Origin of the sequence: Stenotrophomonas sp. A3_2 (assembly GCF_036624925.1) — a bacterium.
Taxonomy (GTDB): Bacteria; Pseudomonadota; Gammaproteobacteria; order Xanthomonadales; family Xanthomonadaceae; genus Stenotrophomonas; species Stenotrophomonas hibiscicola.
On record NZ_JAZKVY010000148.1, the window covers coordinates 35,519 to 52,214 of the forward strand.

Annotated in this window: 13 protein-coding genes and 5 tRNA genes; 10 read left to right on the forward strand and 8 right to left on the reverse strand. The window is 65.2% G+C overall.

The window, feature by feature from the left end; translation table 11 throughout:
* Positions 1 to 109: 109 nt before the first annotated feature.
* Positions 110 to 1,936, forward strand: a complete 1,827-nt coding sequence (locus R5H29_RS04150) for a methyl-accepting chemotaxis protein (RefSeq protein WP_332328807.1) — start codon at positions 110 to 112, stop codon at positions 1,934 to 1,936.
* Here the strand turns inward: R5H29_RS04150 and R5H29_RS04155 are convergent.
* A complete protein-coding gene (locus R5H29_RS04155; protein ID WP_332328808.1) occupies positions 1,933 to 3,369 on the reverse strand; it encodes a GGDEF domain-containing protein in 1,437 nt (478 codons plus the stop codon). The genes R5H29_RS04150 and R5H29_RS04155 overlap by 4 nt on opposite strands.
* 384 nt (positions 3,370 to 3,753) lie before the next feature.
* Positions 3,754 to 3,839: transfer RNA gene (locus tag R5H29_RS04160), tRNA-Leu, on the reverse strand.
* Between the two features lie 132 nt (positions 3,840 to 3,971).
* Here R5H29_RS04160 and R5H29_RS04165 point away from each other — a divergent pair.
* Positions 3,972 to 4,352 carry a response regulator gene (locus R5H29_RS04165; protein WP_021204524.1) on the forward strand — a complete coding sequence of 127 codons (381 nt, stop codon included), beginning with the start codon at positions 3,972 to 3,974 and terminating at the stop codon, positions 4,350 to 4,352.
* A gap of 10 nt (positions 4,353 to 4,362) precedes the next feature.
* On the opposite strand, the gene R5H29_RS04170 is transcribed toward R5H29_RS04165, so the two are convergent.
* A complete protein-coding gene (locus R5H29_RS04170; protein WP_019660251.1) occupies positions 4,363 to 5,319 on the reverse strand; it encodes an SOS response-associated peptidase family protein in 957 nt (318 codons plus the stop codon).
* 77 nt (positions 5,320 to 5,396) lie between these two features.
* Between R5H29_RS04170 and R5H29_RS04175 the strand changes: the two genes are divergently transcribed.
* Positions 5,397 to 5,813, forward strand: a complete 417-nt coding sequence (locus tag R5H29_RS04175) for a GNAT family N-acetyltransferase (protein WP_019660250.1) — start codon at positions 5,397 to 5,399, stop codon at positions 5,811 to 5,813.
* A gap of 140 nt (positions 5,814 to 5,953) precedes the next feature.
* On the opposite strand, the gene R5H29_RS04180 is transcribed toward R5H29_RS04175, so the two are convergent.
* From R5H29_RS04180 to R5H29_RS04200, 5 genes are all read right to left on the reverse strand, one after another.
* Positions 5,954 to 6,029 (reverse strand) — tRNA-Glu (locus R5H29_RS04180).
* A 48-nt stretch (positions 6,030 to 6,077) separates the two neighbouring features.
* Positions 6,078 to 6,153 (reverse strand) — tRNA-Ala (locus R5H29_RS04185).
* Positions 6,154 to 6,337: 184 nt separating this feature from the next.
* A tRNA-Glu gene (locus R5H29_RS04190) sits at positions 6,338 to 6,413 on the reverse strand.
* Between the two features lie 54 nt (positions 6,414 to 6,467).
* Positions 6,468 to 6,543, reverse strand: a tRNA-Ala gene (locus R5H29_RS04195).
* Positions 6,544 to 6,632: 89 nt separating this feature from the next.
* On the reverse strand, positions 6,633 to 7,046 hold the full coding sequence (locus R5H29_RS04200; protein ID WP_134735599.1) for a heavy metal-responsive transcriptional regulator: 414 nt from the start codon (positions 7,044 to 7,046) through the stop codon (positions 6,633 to 6,635).
* A 184-nt stretch (positions 7,047 to 7,230) separates the two neighbouring features.
* Between R5H29_RS04200 and R5H29_RS04205 the strand changes: the two genes are divergently transcribed.
* The 7 genes from R5H29_RS04205 (at position 7,231) to R5H29_RS04235 (ending at position 16,686) form a co-directional block, all read left to right on the forward strand.
* Positions 7,231 to 8,298, forward strand: coding sequence for a GlxA family transcriptional regulator (locus tag R5H29_RS04205; RefSeq protein WP_019660248.1), 1,068 nt, complete (start codon positions 7,231 to 7,233; stop codon positions 8,296 to 8,298).
* Between the two features lie 80 nt (positions 8,299 to 8,378).
* Positions 8,379 to 9,182 carry a redoxin family protein gene (locus R5H29_RS04210; protein WP_134735600.1) on the forward strand — a complete coding sequence of 268 codons (804 nt, stop codon included), beginning with the start codon at positions 8,379 to 8,381 and terminating at the stop codon, positions 9,180 to 9,182.
* Between the two features lie 30 nt (positions 9,183 to 9,212).
* The gene (gene dsbG, locus R5H29_RS04215; RefSeq protein ID WP_134730743.1) at positions 9,213 to 10,055 is read left to right on the forward strand and encodes a thiol:disulfide interchange protein DsbG; all 843 of its coding nucleotides are present in this window, start codon (positions 9,213 to 9,215) and stop codon (positions 10,053 to 10,055) included.
* Between the two features lie 513 nt (positions 10,056 to 10,568).
* Positions 10,569 to 12,017 (forward strand): DcaP family trimeric outer membrane transporter, encoded by a 1,449-nt coding sequence (locus R5H29_RS04220; RefSeq protein ID WP_164145156.1) that lies wholly within the window; start codon positions 10,569 to 10,571, stop codon positions 12,015 to 12,017.
* A 76-nt stretch (positions 12,018 to 12,093) separates the two neighbouring features.
* The gene (gene adiC / locus R5H29_RS04225) at positions 12,094 to 13,446 is read left to right on the forward strand and encodes an arginine/agmatine antiporter (RefSeq protein WP_021204506.1); all 1,353 of its coding nucleotides are present in this window, start codon (positions 12,094 to 12,096) and stop codon (positions 13,444 to 13,446) included.
* 20 nt (positions 13,447 to 13,466) lie between these two features.
* A complete protein-coding gene (locus tag R5H29_RS04230; protein WP_332328809.1) occupies positions 13,467 to 15,755 on the forward strand; it encodes an Orn/Lys/Arg decarboxylase N-terminal domain-containing protein in 2,289 nt (762 codons plus the stop codon).
* 28 nt (positions 15,756 to 15,783) lie between these two features.
* Positions 15,784 to 16,686: a cation diffusion facilitator family transporter gene (locus R5H29_RS04235; RefSeq protein WP_332328810.1), complete on the forward strand. Its 903-nt coding sequence runs from the start codon at positions 15,784 to 15,786 to the stop codon at positions 16,684 to 16,686.
* Positions 16,687 to 16,696: the final 10 nt, after the last annotated feature.

The window sequence follows — 16,696 nt, forward strand, 5'->3', positions numbered from 1 at the left end:
GTCGCTCGAGAGGTGCCGGTTGGCACCTGTAGTCCCTGGCAACTGATGTTGCCGCCGGGCATCCCGCCCGTCGGGTCACAACCGCTTACCGGACACCGAGGATCAGACAATGCTCATTCCAGGCTTCACGGCGGGCGCGCAGGCGCCGGCCGAGCTGCATACCCGTTGGTCGCCGTGGCGTGCGCTGCTTGGCGTACTGGCGCCACAGCAACGCACCCGCACAGAGAAGGCGGTGACCGACCGGACCGAGCTGGAAGCGCAGGTGGCCGCGCTGCATCGCGTGCAGGCCGTCATCGAGTTCGCGCTCGACGGAACCATCCTGCAGGCCAATGACAATTTCCTGCAGGCGATGGGGTACCGGCTGGAGGAGATTCAGGGCAGGCATCATTCCCTGTTCGTCGACCCCGAGCAGGCGCGCAGCGCCGAGTACCGCGACTTCTGGGCGCGCTTGGGGCGCGGCGAATACGACGCCGGGCAGTACCGCCGGTTCGGCAAGGGCCAGCGCGAGATCTGGATCCAGGCCTCGTACAACCCGGTGCTGGATCGGCAGGGGCGGCCCTACAAGGTGGTCAAGTTCGCGACCGACATCACCCAGCAGAAGCTGCAGGCGGCCGACTCGGCGGGGCAACTTGCGGCGATCGCCAAGTCTCAGGCGGTGATCGAGTTCAGCATGGATGGCCGCATCCTGTCGGCCAATGACAAATTCCTGGCGGTGACCGGCTACAGCCTGGACGAGGTGCGCGGGCAGCACCATTCGTTGTTTGTCGAGCCCGGGCATCGCAGCAGCGTGGAATATCGCCAGTTCTGGGAGAAACTTGGGCGCGGCGAATATGATGCGGGCCAGTATCGGCGCCTGGGCAAGGACGGGCGCGAGGTCTGGATCCAGGCTTCCTACAACCCCATCCTGGACCTCAACGGAAAGCCGTTCAAGGTCGTGAAGTATGCCGCCGACATCACCGCGCAGGTGCACGAGAACCAGGCCATGCAGCGCGCCGTGGCGCAGACCCGAGAGGTGGTGGCTGCCGCCAAGCTGGGTGACCTGACCCAGCGCGTAGCCACCGCCGACAAGAGCGGGCCGATTGCCGAGTTGTGCGAAGGCGTGAATTCGCTGGTCGAGGCGATGTCCGCGATCATCGGCCAGATCAAGTTCGCGGCCGACACCATCGCCGTGGGTGCGACTGAAATCGCGCAGGGCAACAGCGACCTGTCGCAGCGCACCGAGCAGCAGGCGGCCTCGCTGGAGGAGACTGCGGTGTCGATGAAGGGTCTTGCCGAGACGGTGCAGCGCACCGCAACCAATGCCCGCCAGGCCAGCCAGCTGGCCGGTGGGGCAGCCGATGTCGCCGCGCGGGGCGGCAATGTGGTGCATGAGGTGGTCGAGACGATGGCGGCGATCAATGCCTCATCGCGGCGCATCGTCGACATCATCGGGGTGATCGACGGCATCGCCTTCCAGACCAACATTCTTGCGCTGAACGCAGCGGTGGAGGCCGCGCGCGCCGGTGAACATGGTCGTGGCTTCGCCGTGGTTGCCACCGAGATCCGTGAGCTGTCGCAGCGTTCGGCCAGCGCAGCCAAGGAGATCAAGCACCTGATCGATGCGTCGGTGGCCAATGTCGGCGCCGGTACCGCGCAGGTCGAGAGCGCGGGCCGCACCATGGATGAGATTGTGACAAACGTGCGCCGGGTCAGTGACCTGATGAGCGAAATCAGCACGGCCGCGCAGCAGCAGAGCGACGATATCCAGCAGATGAACCAGGCCGTCGATCTGATTGACCAGGGCACCCAGCAGAATGCCGCGTTGGTCGAGGAGGCATCGGCGGCGGCACGCAGCATGGAAGAACAGTCGGCGCAGCTGCTGCAGACCGTGGCCAGCTTCCGCGTGCAGGGCGCGGCAGGGCAGCGGCAGGGAGCGGCGGCGCTGCACGCCGTCTAGGCCCGGCGGTTGCATCTGTCTTCCGTAGTATCTGCGTCGCCATATACGCGGTTGCGCCCGGCGCGTTTGGCCCGATACAGGGCCTGGTCGGCGCGTTCGACCAGGTCGCGCGGATCGTGCTCTTCGCCCGGTGCCTGCCACGCCACGCCGACGCTGATGGTGACGGTGGCCTCGGGGGCGGGCAGGGCAGCCGCTTCGACCGAAGCGCGGACCCGCTCGCCCAGGGCCATGGCGTGGGCGGCATCGGGCGAGGGCAGGGCAGCGATGAACTCCTCGCCGCCATAGCGGGCCAGCAGATCGTCACCCCGTTGCAGGCAGCCATCAAGAATGGCGGCGACCGACTGCAGGCGCTGATCTCCTTCCGGGTGGCCATAGGTGTCATTGAGGCGCTTGAAGTGGTCGATATCGATCATGAGAACGGCCAGGCCCAGACCTTGGCGCCGCGCGCGGCGGTGGGCCGCGCCAAGCGATTCATCGAAGCTGCGTCGGTTGCCCAGGCCGGTCAGTGGATCACGCCGTGCCAGTTTTTCCAGCTCGTCGCGCTGGCGCTGGATCTCCACCTGGCTCAGCACGCTGCGCAGGGCATAGCCGAGCAGGGAGCCGATGAAGCCGACCGTGGCCAGGGTCGGCTGCAGGCGCGCGACCAGAAGCGCCACCAGCATCAGCAGCAATGGCAGCATCAATGGTACGCCGGCATCGATGATGCGCCGCAGGCTGCGGGATACCTCCACTGTCGGGTAGCGACGATGGCTGCCCGCCAGGGTGGCCAGCAGCACGAACAGTCCACTGATCAGCAGGTCGCCCCAACTGCCGTCGGGCACCTGCGGCTGATAGGTATTGATGTAGAAGGCCAGCAGGAAGTAGCCCAGCGCGTAGATCGTCAGCGTCCGGAAAAAATCGCGGCGGTCCGGATCGTCCTCGGCCAGGAAACGGATCAGTGCGAAGCAGAACAACAGGCTGTTCTGCACGCCGCTCATGGTGTTCAGGCACTGCGTCCACAAGGCGGTGTTCAGCGGCGCCATGGCCCGCGCATGCAGGTAGTACAGCAGCCAAAGCAGGGCAATGATCCCGAGGTCCACCGCACGGACGTAGCGGTTCCCGCCACCCGGGCTTGCAGCGACGTAGGTCAAGGGGATCCGGTAGAACACGTACAGGATCAGTGTTGAGGCGGTCATCTGCGCAGGGGCCAGGCCGGCCACATTGCGGAACAGCAGGGCCAGCAGGGCCAGCGAGAACAGGCCCACGGCCGCGCCCAGCGTCCGCCATTTGCAGGCGGCCTGGTGGCTGTCACGTGCACGCCGCACGCAGGCCAGTGCAGCCAGCAGCGGTGCGGTGATCAGCATCAGGTAGGAGCCGACCGGGTCCTGCGGGCCGATAAAGGCAATGACGAGCGCGTGCGTAACCAGAAAAAACAGCGCCGCACGCAACGTCATGCATTCCCCCACCCCCAGCTCCGGCTGGGATCACGATAGGCAGAAGCACGTGAGGCTTGCAAGAAAAGTGTGCGCTGTGTCTATTTAAATACTTGCCGGAAGTCGCAGTTGCGTTCCTCTGTGTTGGCGCGGAGCCTGTGCCGCGGGCGTTCATCCAGAAGGCACGGGTGTCCCCACGCGGTCGAGGGTGCAGCCGCGCTTGGCCACGCCCGGCAGTGAGAAGCAGCGCGACCAGGGCGTCGTGTCATCCGCGTGAGGTGGACGCAGCCGTGCGGTCGGGATCTCGGGGAGCGAGGGCAGGGCGGGCGTTGGCATCGATCCCAGTTCCGGCGCCCGGCACTGGAAATGCAGAAGGCCAGGTCAGGGACCTGGCCTTTGATGCAGTGGTGCCGGTGAAAGGACTCGAACCTTCATGGGGTTACCCCCGGCTGATTTTGAGTCAGCTGCGTATACCATTCCGCCACACCGGCAGGCAGCGTGCGAGTGTAACCGAGGTCGGCAGGGCTTTCATAGAGGCAAGGCCAATCGGGGCGCTTCCTGTCGGCATCGGCTCTGTGGTGGCTATACTGCGCCGGCTTGAATGCCTCCAGGAGCGGTGCCGGATGACAGTGTTGCAGGACCTGAGGGTGCTGGTGGTCGAGAACGACGAGATGAGCGCAGCCTTGCTGCAGATGCAGCTGGTGCATGCCGGCGCGACCGTGGTCGGGTTGGCGGCGAGCGTGGCTGAAGCATTGCGCATGCTGGAAGACTCGGCCCCGGATGTGGCCCTGCTGGACTATCGCCTGGCCCGCAACGAGACCAGCGAGCCAGTGGCGGCAGCATTGTCGGCGCGCGGCGTACCATTCGTGCTCGCCACCGGAATGCTGGCTGAGCAGCTGCCCGAGTCGATGCTGGCCGGAGTACTGCTGGTCAAGCCGTATCTGTCGGCGGATCTGACCAGGGCGCTGGCCCGTGCGGTGGGTCGTTCCAGCGCAACGGCGTGAGAACGGCGCTTCAGCCAGCCTCCTCGTACACGTAGCGGATGTCCTCGCGGTCGTCGAGGACGCGGTACTGCCCGGCCAGGTTGTCCGGATCGGGATTGAGCCACGCATCCAGATGCTCCCTGCGGATCGGTATCACCCCGCGATCGTGACCTGCGGCGGCGACATCGCGTGGCGGGGTGTCGGTGATCGTGGCGAACGAGAGCAGGCGGCCTTCCGGTCCCTCCCATTCCGCCCAAAGGCAGGCCAGCAGCAGGTCACGTGGCGGATCGGGGCGGAACTCGAGCACCACGTCCTGTTCCTTCTCGTCGGCACCCAGCATCCGGCCGGCGATGGCATGGCGTGGGACGTGCTCATAGAACGCCTGCACCACCACGACGCCGTGGCGCAAGCCAAACGCACCGCGCCAATAGCCTTCCAGGCTGTCGCGCCTGGCGTTGTAGGTGCCGGGGTACAGGACATCGTTGCGCGCCGTCTTGTCCGGCAGCCGGCATTGGTAGCGCATCGGCTTGATCACGCGTTTGCCGCCATCGCTGACCATGACCGGTGCATAGGTGCCGGGAAAGATGCGGTTGTCGCGTGGCAGCAGCTGCACCCGGTGCAGGTCTTCCAGTCGGGCTTGCGCGCGGCCGATGCGGTTGCCGGCCACGCGCAGGTCGTTGCGGGCTTTCTGGGTGGGGCGGGTCGCCAGCGTGGCATTGGCGATATCGCGTCGCTCGCGCTGGCGGGCCAGTTCCGCTTCCAGTTGCTGCCGTTCCTGCGCATGCCACTGCTGGATTTTCGCGACGATATCGCGGCCCTGCTCGGTGCGCGCGCCGGCAAAGCCGTCGTCCATGGCCTTCGGGGTCTTCGGTCGCTTCTTGCCGGGATCGTGCGCGTACAGCTCGGCGAACTCTTCCAGCGACAGGATGGCGCCGAATTCGCGCACCAGCTTGGCGTAGTCGGCGCGGATCAGGGCGGAGTAGCACATGGGAACTCTGCGGGCGTGGGTCGCAGCGGCTGCGACATGGATAAGGCAGGATAGCCCGACCTACAGGGAGATAGCGCATGAATGATTCCGTCGCCTGCCAGTTCCGCGACGCCGTGCCCACGGTTGAAGACTATTGCCAGCTGCGTGTACTGGCGGGCCTCAGTGCCAAGAGCCAGGAGGCGGCGGCACGCGCGCTGCCCAATACCCTGTATGGCGTGTGTGCCTACCAGGGCAACGAGCTGGTGGCGATGGGACGCATCGTCGGCGATGGCGGCTGCCACCTGCAGGTCTGCGATATCGCCGTGTTGCCGCGCCTGCAGGGGCAGGGCCTGGGCAAGGAGGTGATGCGTCGCCTGGATGGTTGGATGCAGGCCAACCTGCCGCCATCGGCATATGTCAGCCTTCTGGCAGATGGCGAAGCGCACCGTTTGTACGCGCGGTTTGGTTTCGCTCCCACCGCGCCTGCATCGATCGGGATGTACCGGCGGTTCTGAAGGCGGGTGGCGGTGAGGGCATCCACGCATGGCGTGGATCTACCCGGGCCCTGCAGTAGATCCACGCCATGCGTGGACAGGGCCTTCCCAGGAATCACAGGCAAAGAAAAACCCCGACCAGGGTCGGGGTTTTCAAGAATTGGCGTCCCCACGGGGATTCGAACCCCGGTCGCCACCGTGAAAGGGTGATGTCCTAGGCCTCTAGACGATGGGGACGCACGAAAACTTCAAGTTGTAGAACCTTCGACGGCCTAATGTCGAAAGTGGTGGAGCCAAGCGGGATCGAACCGCTGACCTCCTGCATGCCATGCAGGCGCTCTCCCAGCTGAGCTATGGCCCCGTGTTACCGAGCCGCCTATCATACCTGCGTGTTCACCTTTGTGGAAGCTTTTTTCGAGCTTTTTTCGTTTCGGTTCAACCGCGGCCACGGGGGCAGGGGAACCGCTACGCCACAACCTGAATGCCGGTAGGCGGTGAACAAAAAAGACCCGGTTATCGGCCGGGTCCTCATTGTTCGTGATGAGTGGCGTCCCCACGGGGATTCGAACCCCGGTCGCCACCGTGAAAGGGTGATGTCCTAGGCCTCTAGACGATGGGGACGCAATTCTCATCAATGTTCTTTAGCGACCTTTCGACGGCCTAATGCCGAAAGATTGGTGGAGCCAAGCGGGATCGAACCGCTGACCTCCTGCATGCCATGCAGGCGCTCTCCCAGCTGAGCTATGGCCCCACGTCGCTGAGGAGCGAAATAATAGCCTCGCCCCAGGGGGTTGGCAAGCATTTGTTGCACTTTTCTTCACGCGCGTTGCGACGCCGATATCAGTCCGCTGTCGCCTGCGCAGCGTCGTCGGTCAGCGCCGCCAGGATTGGGCACTGGTCCAGTGTGCCGTGGCCGGGGCAGGCGTTGACCAGCTGCGAAAGTGCGGTGTGCATGCGTTGCAGCTCCGTCATTCGCTGTGAGATGTCCTGCAGGCGTGCCTGCGCGGTATCGCGCACGCTGGCCATGTCCTGTGAGTGGTGATCGCTCAGTGCGAGCAGATCGCCGATCTCTTCCAGGCTGAAGCCCAGTGCCTTGGCGCGGCGGATGAATCGCAGCCGGCGCAGGTCCTGCTCGCCGAAGATGCGGTAACCGCCCGCCGAGCGGGCAGCGGTCGGCAGCAGCTGCTGCCGTTCGTAGTAGCGCACCGTATCGATCGGCACGCCCGCCTGGCGGGCCAGTTGTCCAATGTTCATGGCGGATTCCTGCGGATGCTGCCGGTCATTTTGAAGGATGGAGTCTGGTCGAGAGTCAAGGCTGGGTCCGGGGGCGCGCATTCAGGGCACTTTGCAACTTTCTTCATAGCCCCGCCGCTGGCCCAGTTCCTACCCTTCGCCTGAACCGGCCGTTCGATGGCCTGCAACGAAGCGAGGAGGGGCTGTGGAAGGATTCAGGAACGAAGGATTCGTCGAGATCGCGGTGGTCGAGTACCCCGGAGGTGATCCGTCCGCCGCCTCCGTTCTGGCCGAAATGGCGCACGTTGCCAATCGCCTGGCCCAGCAGCAGCGTCGGCCGTTCAAGCGGGTGCTGGTCACCCGCTGGATCGTGCCGGCCAGCCAGACCGGTGTGCATCGTATTGCCGGTGCGGAAATGCTTGATGCGGCCATTCCGGCCGTGATTGCGGTTCCCGGCCAGATCAGTGCCGGCGCGTGCCTGCGCGCGGACGAGGTCCTGCTGGACTGGCTGCGCGCACACTACGACGGCGGCAGCCTGCTGGCCGCTGCCAGTGATGGCGTCAGCGTGCTCGCACGGGCAGGGTTGCTGGCGGGACGCACGGTCAGTGGCCCCGATCTGGGGCGCCATCCAGGCCTGCTGGCGCAGGCAGCGAGCTGGGTGCCGAGCGAGCGGGCACTGGTGGATGACGGCGACCTGCTGACGGTCGGTGGGGTCCAGGCCTGGCGCTTCCTGGGGCTGCGCCTGCTGTACCGGCTGCATGGGCAGGGCGTGGCCAGCGCGGTCGCGCAGCAACTGGGCATCACCGTGCCCGCCACGATCCAGCAGGATCTTGAACGCTTCAGTGCCAACTTCGCACATGGCGATCGTGATGTGTTGAAGGCGCAGCGCTGGCTGCACACCACGGCCGCACGCGGCGCCACGCTTGCCGCGATCTGCGAGGTTTCCGGGCTGGAGCCGCGCACGCTGCAGCGGCGGTTCCTCAAGGCCACCGGCCTGCGGCCGATCGAATACTGCCAACGGCTGCGCATCGCCAAGGCCCAGACCCTGTTGCAGCAGGGAGCAGGCATCGACGAGGTGGCCTGGGGCGTCGGCTACGCTGACCAGAGTGCTTTCCGCAGGTTGTTTCTACGCATCGTGGGCATGACGCCAGCCAACTATCGGCGTCACGTCAACAGCAAGCGCCGCGAGCGGCCGTTGATGCCATCGGTGGCGGGCAGCCTGCGTGGGCTGCAATCGCCGTCGGTGATGCAACACGGGCGAAGCGCGGCCTGACGGCGCCAACATCGTCGCGCTTGCAACCGGGGCGCGACACTTCGACCATGCAGTCAGTGGACGATTGAACAGGTGGTTTGATGTCGAGCGTTGGGCCGGTGCCGATGCCGGTGGTGTTGATTCTCGCGTGCGTTTTGCTGGCGATGGCTGTGGCTCGCCTGTGGTCACGCAGGAAGGACGGCATGCCGCTGCCTTCTGCACCCAGCATGGTTCTGGACATGTTGCTGGTCGGCCTGCTGTGCGGCCGCATCAGTTTCGTAGCCTTGAACTTCACGCTGTACCGCGAGGCGCCGTGGGGCGTTCTGCAGATTGCCGATGGCGGTTATCACCTGGTGATCGTCCTGGTTGCGGGATTGGCATGGGGGCTGTGGCGACTACGCCCGTGGCGGGCGTTACGCATGCCCGTGCTGGGCGCGTCGTTGGCAGGGGTGCTGCTGTGGGCGGGTGGCAGCCAATTGCTGTCCGCATGGCAGGCGCGGCAGATGCCCCTGCCAGCAGTGCAGGTTGCTGACCTGGAGGGGGGCAGGGTTGATCTGCAGCAGTTCCGTGGCAAGCCACTGGTGTTGAACCTCTGGGCCAGCTGGTGTGGTCCCTGCCGACGCGAGATGCCGGTATTGGCAGCCGCGCAGGAGGCGCATGCGGAGGTGCAGTTCGTGTTCCTCAATCAGGGTGAAACCCTCGACGAGGTCCAGGGTTTTGTTGCGCGCGAACGCCTTATGCTGGACAACGTATTGCTGGACGGCGACGCTGCGGCTTCTACGGCGCTGGGCGTGCAGGCCTATCCCTCGACCCTGTTCTTCGACGCGGAAGGGCGCCTGCGAGAGCTGCACCTCGGCGAACTGACGGCAGCCGGTCTTGAACACAAACTGCGTCGGCTGCGGTAGCCTGCGCGGGCATCTCACTACGGAGTTCCCATGTTGTCGACTTCCCTGCGCGCCGCCCCCGCGGTGCTGTTGCTGCCGGTCCTGCTGGCATTGGCCGCCTGCAGCCAGGCACAGACGCCGCCGGGCAAGAGCGCTGCGCCACCGGCCGCGAGCGCCGCAGCTGCTGCCAACAAGGGCGACCGCCCTGCGGTGCTGAAGGGCATCGAGAAGCACGGTTTCGAGGTCGTTGCCGAGTTCGATGCCCCCGAAGGCCTGCGGGGCTTCGCTGGCGTGGTCGGTGGCCAGCAGCCGGCGGCGGCCTATGTCACTGCCGATGGCAAGCACGTACTGGTCGGCAGTCTGTTCGACGCGGAAGGCAATGATGTAGCCGCAGAGGCGGTTGAGAAGCTGGTCGCCTCGCCGATGTCCGCCAGGATGTGGAGCAAGCTGGAAGCCAGCGCGTGGGTGCCTGACGGCAAGGCCGATGCGCCACGCGTGGTCTACACCTTCAGCGATGCCAATTGCCCTTACTGCCACAAATTCTGGGAGGCGGCGCGTCCGTGGGTGGATGCAGGCAAGGTACAACTGCGCCACATCATGGTCGGCGTCATCCGTGAGGACAGTCCGGCCAAGGCGGCAGCGATCCTCTCCGCGCGTGACCCGAGCGCGGCCCTGCTTCAGAACGAGCACCAGTTCGACCGTGGCGGCATCAAGGCCCTGCCGAGCATCAGCCGCGACATCGCGGGCAAGCTCGACGCCAACCAGGTGCTGATGGTCGAGATGGGGTTCCAGGGCACGCCGGGTATCCTGTTCCAGGATGCGCAGGGCCAGGTGCAGCGCCGCGCCGGTCTGCCGCAGGGGGATGACCTGCAGACGGTGCTCGGCCCGCGCTGATCTGAGCCTGCATCATGATGTCGACCACAGGCCCGCATGGTGACGTGCGGGCCTGTTGCGTTCCAAGCCCCAGGCGAACACAACTGCTTGCGCATGGGCTGTTCGTCGTCACGGCTGAATCGTGACTGAGATCAAACATCACGCCTTGATTCCAATCAAGGCCAAAAACGACAGGCGGACTAGCCTGTGACGCATGGAATACAGCGTCAACGCGCCATGGATGCCGCGCCGCGGCTGCCCGGATGCGGGCAGGTCGGCACAGCCATTCACGACACTCTCACTCCCTGATTGTTACCCAGACTGCTGCGGTCGCCATCTCTCTGGCTGCGCGGCCTTGATGGAAGCGACATGGATAGAGGCAGGGCAGTGTCATTGTCCTGTTGTCTGCCGCGTGCAGGCTGACTGGTGTCGTCGACGCAGTACCCGCATTTCCAGCAACGGCAACGCGAGGCCAGGGCGGCGCATGCGTGCGCTCCGGAACCGTGATGCGAGTGTTCGTCCGGGGAGGATGCAATGCGTATGGCGGTACTGAATCTGGCATGTCTCGGGGCACTGGCGGTCATGCCGGCGTACGCGCAACAGGGTGATGCGCAGGATGCGCAGGCATTGCGGCGTGAGATTGCCGCCATGCGCCAGGCGCTGGAAGGCATGCAGCAACGGTTGGATCGGCTGGAGCAGCGGGATCATGCGCCTGTGCAGGCGCAGCCGCAGGCACAGGCGAAGCCCGGAGCGTTATCTTTCGCCCCCACAGCGGCCACGACGGGGGTGATCCATCCCACCCAGGTGCCGGGTGTCGCCCAGCCCGTATTGCCACAACGCGATTCGGTCGCCGATCCATCCACGGCGGCATCGCGTCCGGACAGTGCCGCGGGCCCGACCGATCCCGATCTGAAGGGGTTCTTTGCCATTCCCGGTACTGATACGGTGATCCGCATCGGCGGCTATGCCAAGTTGGATGCCATCGCGGATTCCCGCGCAGCCGGTGACGAGGACCAGTTCATTCCTTCGTCGATGCCGGTCGGTGGCAGCCACCGTGACGTGTCCAACTTCAACATCCACGCCAAGCAGACCCGCTTCAGTTTCGAGGCGCGGCGCCCGACCACGCACGGCAACCTCCGCTTCTACCTGGAAAACGACTTCTTCGGCAGCAGCGATGGCTACGAATTCCGGCTGCGTCACGCCTATGGCCAGCTCGGCAACACCTATGCCGGCTATGGCTATTCCAGTTTCATGGATCCGGACAGCCTGCCCGACACGCTGGATTTCGCTGGTCCAGGCGGCGCGGGCTATCTGCTGGTGGCCGGCATCCACCATAGCTTTGCGCTGGGCAAGGGCAACACCCTGACCGTCGCCGCCGAAGATCCGAAGACCGAACTTGCCGGTGCCAGCGAAGAGCGCGCTGCAGTGAACCGTCTGCCGGACGTGACCGTCACTGCGCGCATGGAACGCGACTGGGGCCACCTGCAACTGGGCGCAGTGGCACGCAGCCTGGCATACGACGGTGACAACGAGCGCGACCGGCGCATGGCTGGCGGCGTGCAGTTGAGCGGCTCGGCGTCGGTGGGCGAGCGCGACCTGCTGTTGTTCGGTGCGCTGGGAGGGCGCGGTCTCAGCCGCTATACCGCCGACCTGACCGGCTCCGGGCTGGACGCGGTGGTCGGTGCCGATGGCCGCCTCGACGCGTTGGACCTGCACGGCGGCTTCGTCGGCTATACCCACTACTGGTCCGAGCTGTGGCGATCGAACCTGATCTTCGGCCAGCTGACCCTGGAGCGGAATGCCGCACTGGCGGCCGATGCCTTCCGGCAGAGCCGGTACGGCGTATTCAACCTGATCTGGAGCCCCGCGCCGTCGTGGACGATGGGCATGGAGCTGCTGTACGGCCGCCTGGAACAGCAGGGCGGCGCACGCGGCGACACGGTCCGGGTGCAGGGCAGCCTGCAATACAACTTCATCAAATAGGCGCCAGCGGTCGTAAGCCAGCGCAACCGTCCCCACGCCCGGTGCTGCCGGGCTCATGCCAGTACCGGAGATCGTCATGGCAGAAGCAAAGAAAATCGGGGTGGTCGGAGCCACCTTCCTCGTCGCCGGCAACATGATGGGCTCAGGCGTGTTCCTGCTGCCGTCCAGCCTGGCCAAGATCGGTACCGCCTCGATCTGGGGCTGGCTGATCACCACCGCCGGTGCGCTGCTGCTGGCCTTCGTGTTCGCCAAGCTGGGCAAGCTCGCCCCAAAGGCGGGCGGTCCCTATGCCTACGCGCGCGACTGGTTCGGGCCGTACATGGGCTTCCAGACCAACACCATCTACTGGTTCGCCAACTGGATCGGCAACGTCGCCATCCCGATCGCGGCGGTGGGCTATTTCAGCTATTTCTTCCCGATCCTGTCCGAGCCACTGGTGCGTTGCATCGCGGTGCTGGTGCTGGTGTGGGCACTGAGCTTTGCCAACGTGATCGGCCCGGCCTTCGTCAGCCGCGTGCAGACGGTCACCACCAGCTTTGCGTTGGTGCCGATCCTGGGCATCGCCATTTTCGGCTGGTTCTTCTTCGATGCCGACATCTTCAAGGGCGCCTACAACGTGTCTGGCGAGTCGAACTTCGGTGCGATCTCGAGCGCCGCGGCACTGACCCTGTGGGCCTTCATCGGCGTCGAGTCTGCATCGGTGACTGCCGGTGTGGTCGAAAATCCGGAGAAGAACGTCGCCCGCGCGACGCTGGCCGGCGTGTTCCTGGCTGCCATTGCCTACATCGCCAGTTCCTCGGTAATCATGGGCATGGTGCCGAACGCGGAACTGCAGGTGTCCGACGCACCGTTCGCGTTGGCCGCGGCCAAGGCCGTCGGTGGCTGGGGCGGTGCACTGGTCAGCCTGTGCGCGTTCATCGGCGCGGCCGGTTCGCTGGGTGGCTGGATCCTGCTGACCGCGCAGAGTGCCAAGGCGGCCTCCGATGATGGCCTGTTCCCGAGCATCTTCAGCAAGACCAACAAGGACGACGTGCCGGTCAAGGGCGTGCTGATCGTGGCCGTGCTGATGACCCTGGCAGTGCTGGTCACCTCCACCTCGGAAACCGCATCGGCCCAGTTCGACGTGATCACGTCGGCGGCGGTGGTGCTGACCCTGCTGCCCTACATCTACTCGTGCGTGGCCTGCTACTTCGTGGTCGAGCGCTCGCACACCCTGGTCCACACCGGTGCGTTCTGGACGCTCACCAGCCTGACCGTCGTGTACTGCCTGTGGGCGATCTACGGCTCGTCGGGAACCATCGTGCAGTACGCCTTCCTGTTCGTGCTGTTCATCACCGTGTTCTATCCCTTCTTCAGCGAGGAGCGCCGCCAGCAGCGGCAGCGCGCCCGCGAGGCATCGGCCATCAGCGCCGGCGCCCGGCATTCCTGAGTTCGACAAGGAGAATCGACGTGTACTTCAAGTCCCTGGACTATCCGGTCATTGTCATCGACAACGACTACGAGTCGCCGCGCATCGGCGGCATCCTGATCCGTGCGCTGGTGGAAGAGCTGCGCAGCAATGACCAGCGCGTGCTGTGCGGGCTGAACCTGGATGATGCCCGGGCCGGCGCCCGCACCTACGTGGCGGCCTCGGCGGTGCTGATCTCGATCGACGGCAGTGAAGAGGTGGATGGCGAGTTCCAGCGCCTGACCGCTTTCCTGCGCGAGCAGAGCGCGCGCCGCGCCAACCTGCCGGTGTTCCTGTACGGCGAGCGCCGCACCATCGAGAAGGTGCCGAGCAAGCTGCTCAAATACATCCACGGCTTCATCTTCCTGTTCGAAGACACCAAGAGCTTCATCTCGCGGCAGGTGATGCGCGCGGCCGAAGACTACATGAAGAACCTGCTGCCCCCGTTCTTCAAGGCGTTGATCCACCATGCGGCCGAGTCGAACTACTCCTGGCACACGCCGGGCCATGCCGGCGGTGTGGCGTTCACCAAGTCACCGGTGGGCCGTGCATTCCACCAGTTCTACGGTGAGAACACCCTGCGCAGCGATCTGTCGATCTCGGTGCCGGAGCTGGGCTCACTGCTGGATCACACCGGCCCGATCAAGGATGCCGAGGAAGAGGCGGCGCGCAACTTCGGTGCCGACCATACCTTCTTCGTCACCAATGGCACCTCCACCGCCAACAAGATCGTCTGGCATGGCACGGTGGCGCGCGGCGACGTGGTGTTCGTCGACCGCAACTGCCACAAGTCGCTGCTGCATGCGTTGATCATGACCGGCGCGGTACCGGTGTACTTCACCCCCAGCCGCAATGCACACGGCATCATTGGCCCGATCAGCCTGGATCAGTTCACGCCGGAATCGTTGCAGGAGCGCATCGCCGCCAATCCGCTGGCCAGCAAGGCCTATCAGGCTGGCTCCAAGCCGCGCATCGCGGTGGTGACCAACTCGACCTACGACGGCCTGTGCTACAACGCCGAGAAGATTGCCGACGAAATCGGCAGCGCGGTCGACTTCCTGCATTTCGACGAAGCCTGGTACGCCTACGCCGCGTTCCATCCTTTCTACGAGAACCACTACGGCATGGCCAAGGGCAAGCCGCGTGAGCAGGATGCGATCATCTTCACCACGCATTCGACCCACAAGCTGCTGGCGGCGTTCTCGCAGGCGTCGATGATCCACGTGCGCAACTCGGCGCAACGGAACCTGGATGCCGAGCGCTTCAACGAGTCGTTCATGATGCATACCTCGACCAGCCCGCATTACGGGGTGATCGCCGCCTGTGACGTGGCCTCGAAGATGATGGAAGGCGATGCCGGCCGCTCGCTGGTGCAGGAAATGCATGACGAGGCGATTGCCTTCCGCCGCGCGATGCTGCATGTCCGCGATGACCTGGGGCGCGACGACTGGTGGTTCAGCGTATGGCAGCCGACCAGGCTCGAGCGCAGTCTGGACAAGGGAGATACGCCGGCGCCGATGGTGGCCAAGCGCGAAGAGTGGTACCTGCAACCTGACGCACACTGGCACGGCTTCGAGAACCTGGTCGACGACTATGTGCTGATCGACCCGATCAAGGTGACCCTGCTGACCCCAGGCCTGGCGATGGACGGCAGCATGGGCAAGCTGGGCATCCCTGCGGCGGTGCTGAGCAAGTTCCTGTGGGGCCGCGGCATTACCGTGGAGAAGACCAACCTGTACTCGGTGTTGTTCCTGTTCTCGATGGGCATCACCAAGGGCAAGTGGAGCACCCTGGTCACCGAACTGATGGCATTCAAGGAACTGTATGACCGCAACGCGCCGCTGAGCCAGGCACTGCCCACGCTGGAGGCTGATTATCCGAACGCGTACGCCGGTTGGGGCCTGCGCGACCTGTGCGACGCGCTTCATTCGTTCAACCAGGAATTCGGCGTGGCCAAGGTGATGCGCGAGATGTACGTGGATCTGCCGACACCGGTGATGACCCCGGCCGACGCCTACAACCACCTGGTGAAGGGCGAGATCGAGCGGGTCGATATCGAGCAGATCAGTGGCCGTATTGCGGCGACCATGCTGGTTCCGTACCCGCCGGGCATCCCGACCATCATGCCGGGCGAGCGCTTTGGCGACAGCGATGAGCCGATCATCCAGTCGCTGCGCATCGCCCGTGAGCAGAATGCCCGCTTCCCGGGCTTCGAGTCGGACGTGCACGGGCTCATCATCGAGCACGACGGCGACGTGACCTCGTACAAGGTGGAGGTACTGAAGGCCTGACCGGCGACGGTCGGCCCTTCGGCGAACGATGGATACCGCGCGCGAGCAACGCATCCTGAAGTTCTCGATCGGGGTCACCATCGCGGTCAGCGTGGTCGGCTTCAGCGGTGGCCTGCTGGTGGGATCGCAGGCCATCCTGTTCGACGGCGTGTACAGCCTGGTCGACGTTGCGTTGACCCTGGTGTCGCTGTCGGTACTGCGGCTGGTGGCGCGGGAACAGTGCCCGCGCTTCCAGTACGGCTACTGGCACCTGGAACCGATGGTCGAGGCACTGGGCGGGGTGATCCTGTCGCTGGCCTGCGTGTATGCGCTGGCCAACGCCGTGATCGGCTTGACCACGGGCGGGCACGAGGTGAAGTTAGGGCCCGCGCTGTGGTGGGCGGCATTGCTGAGTGCCAGCAACCTGGCGATGGCGGCGTTCGTCGCCCAGCGGGCGCGGCGCCTGCGCTCGGCGCTGTTGTGGCTGGATGTACGGGGCTGGCTGCTGGGTGGGTTGATGAGCCTGGCGGTAGTGCTGGCCTTCATACTGGCCCTGGTCCTGCATGGCGGTGAGTGGCACCACTGGGTGCCGTATCTGGATTCGATCGTGCTGGCGTTGATCAGCCTGGCGGTATTGCCGGTCCCGGCGCGCAGCGCGTGGAAGGCCATGCGTGAAGTGCTGCAGGTTGCGCCGGACGATCTGGACCGGCGCGTGCAGCAGGTGATGCAGGCGTTCGTGGCCGAGCGTGGCTACCTCGGTTTCACCAGCCACGTGGCGAAGATGGGGCGGATGCGCTTCATCGAGATCCATGTGCTGGCTGATCCGGCCACGCCGCTCGGCTCAGTGGGGGAGGTCGATGCGATGCGCGACGAGATCGCCGTGCGGCTGGATGCGCGGGGCAGCACGTTCTGGCTGACCATCGATTTCACTGCCGATCCGGCGTGGACGTGAGCCGGGATCT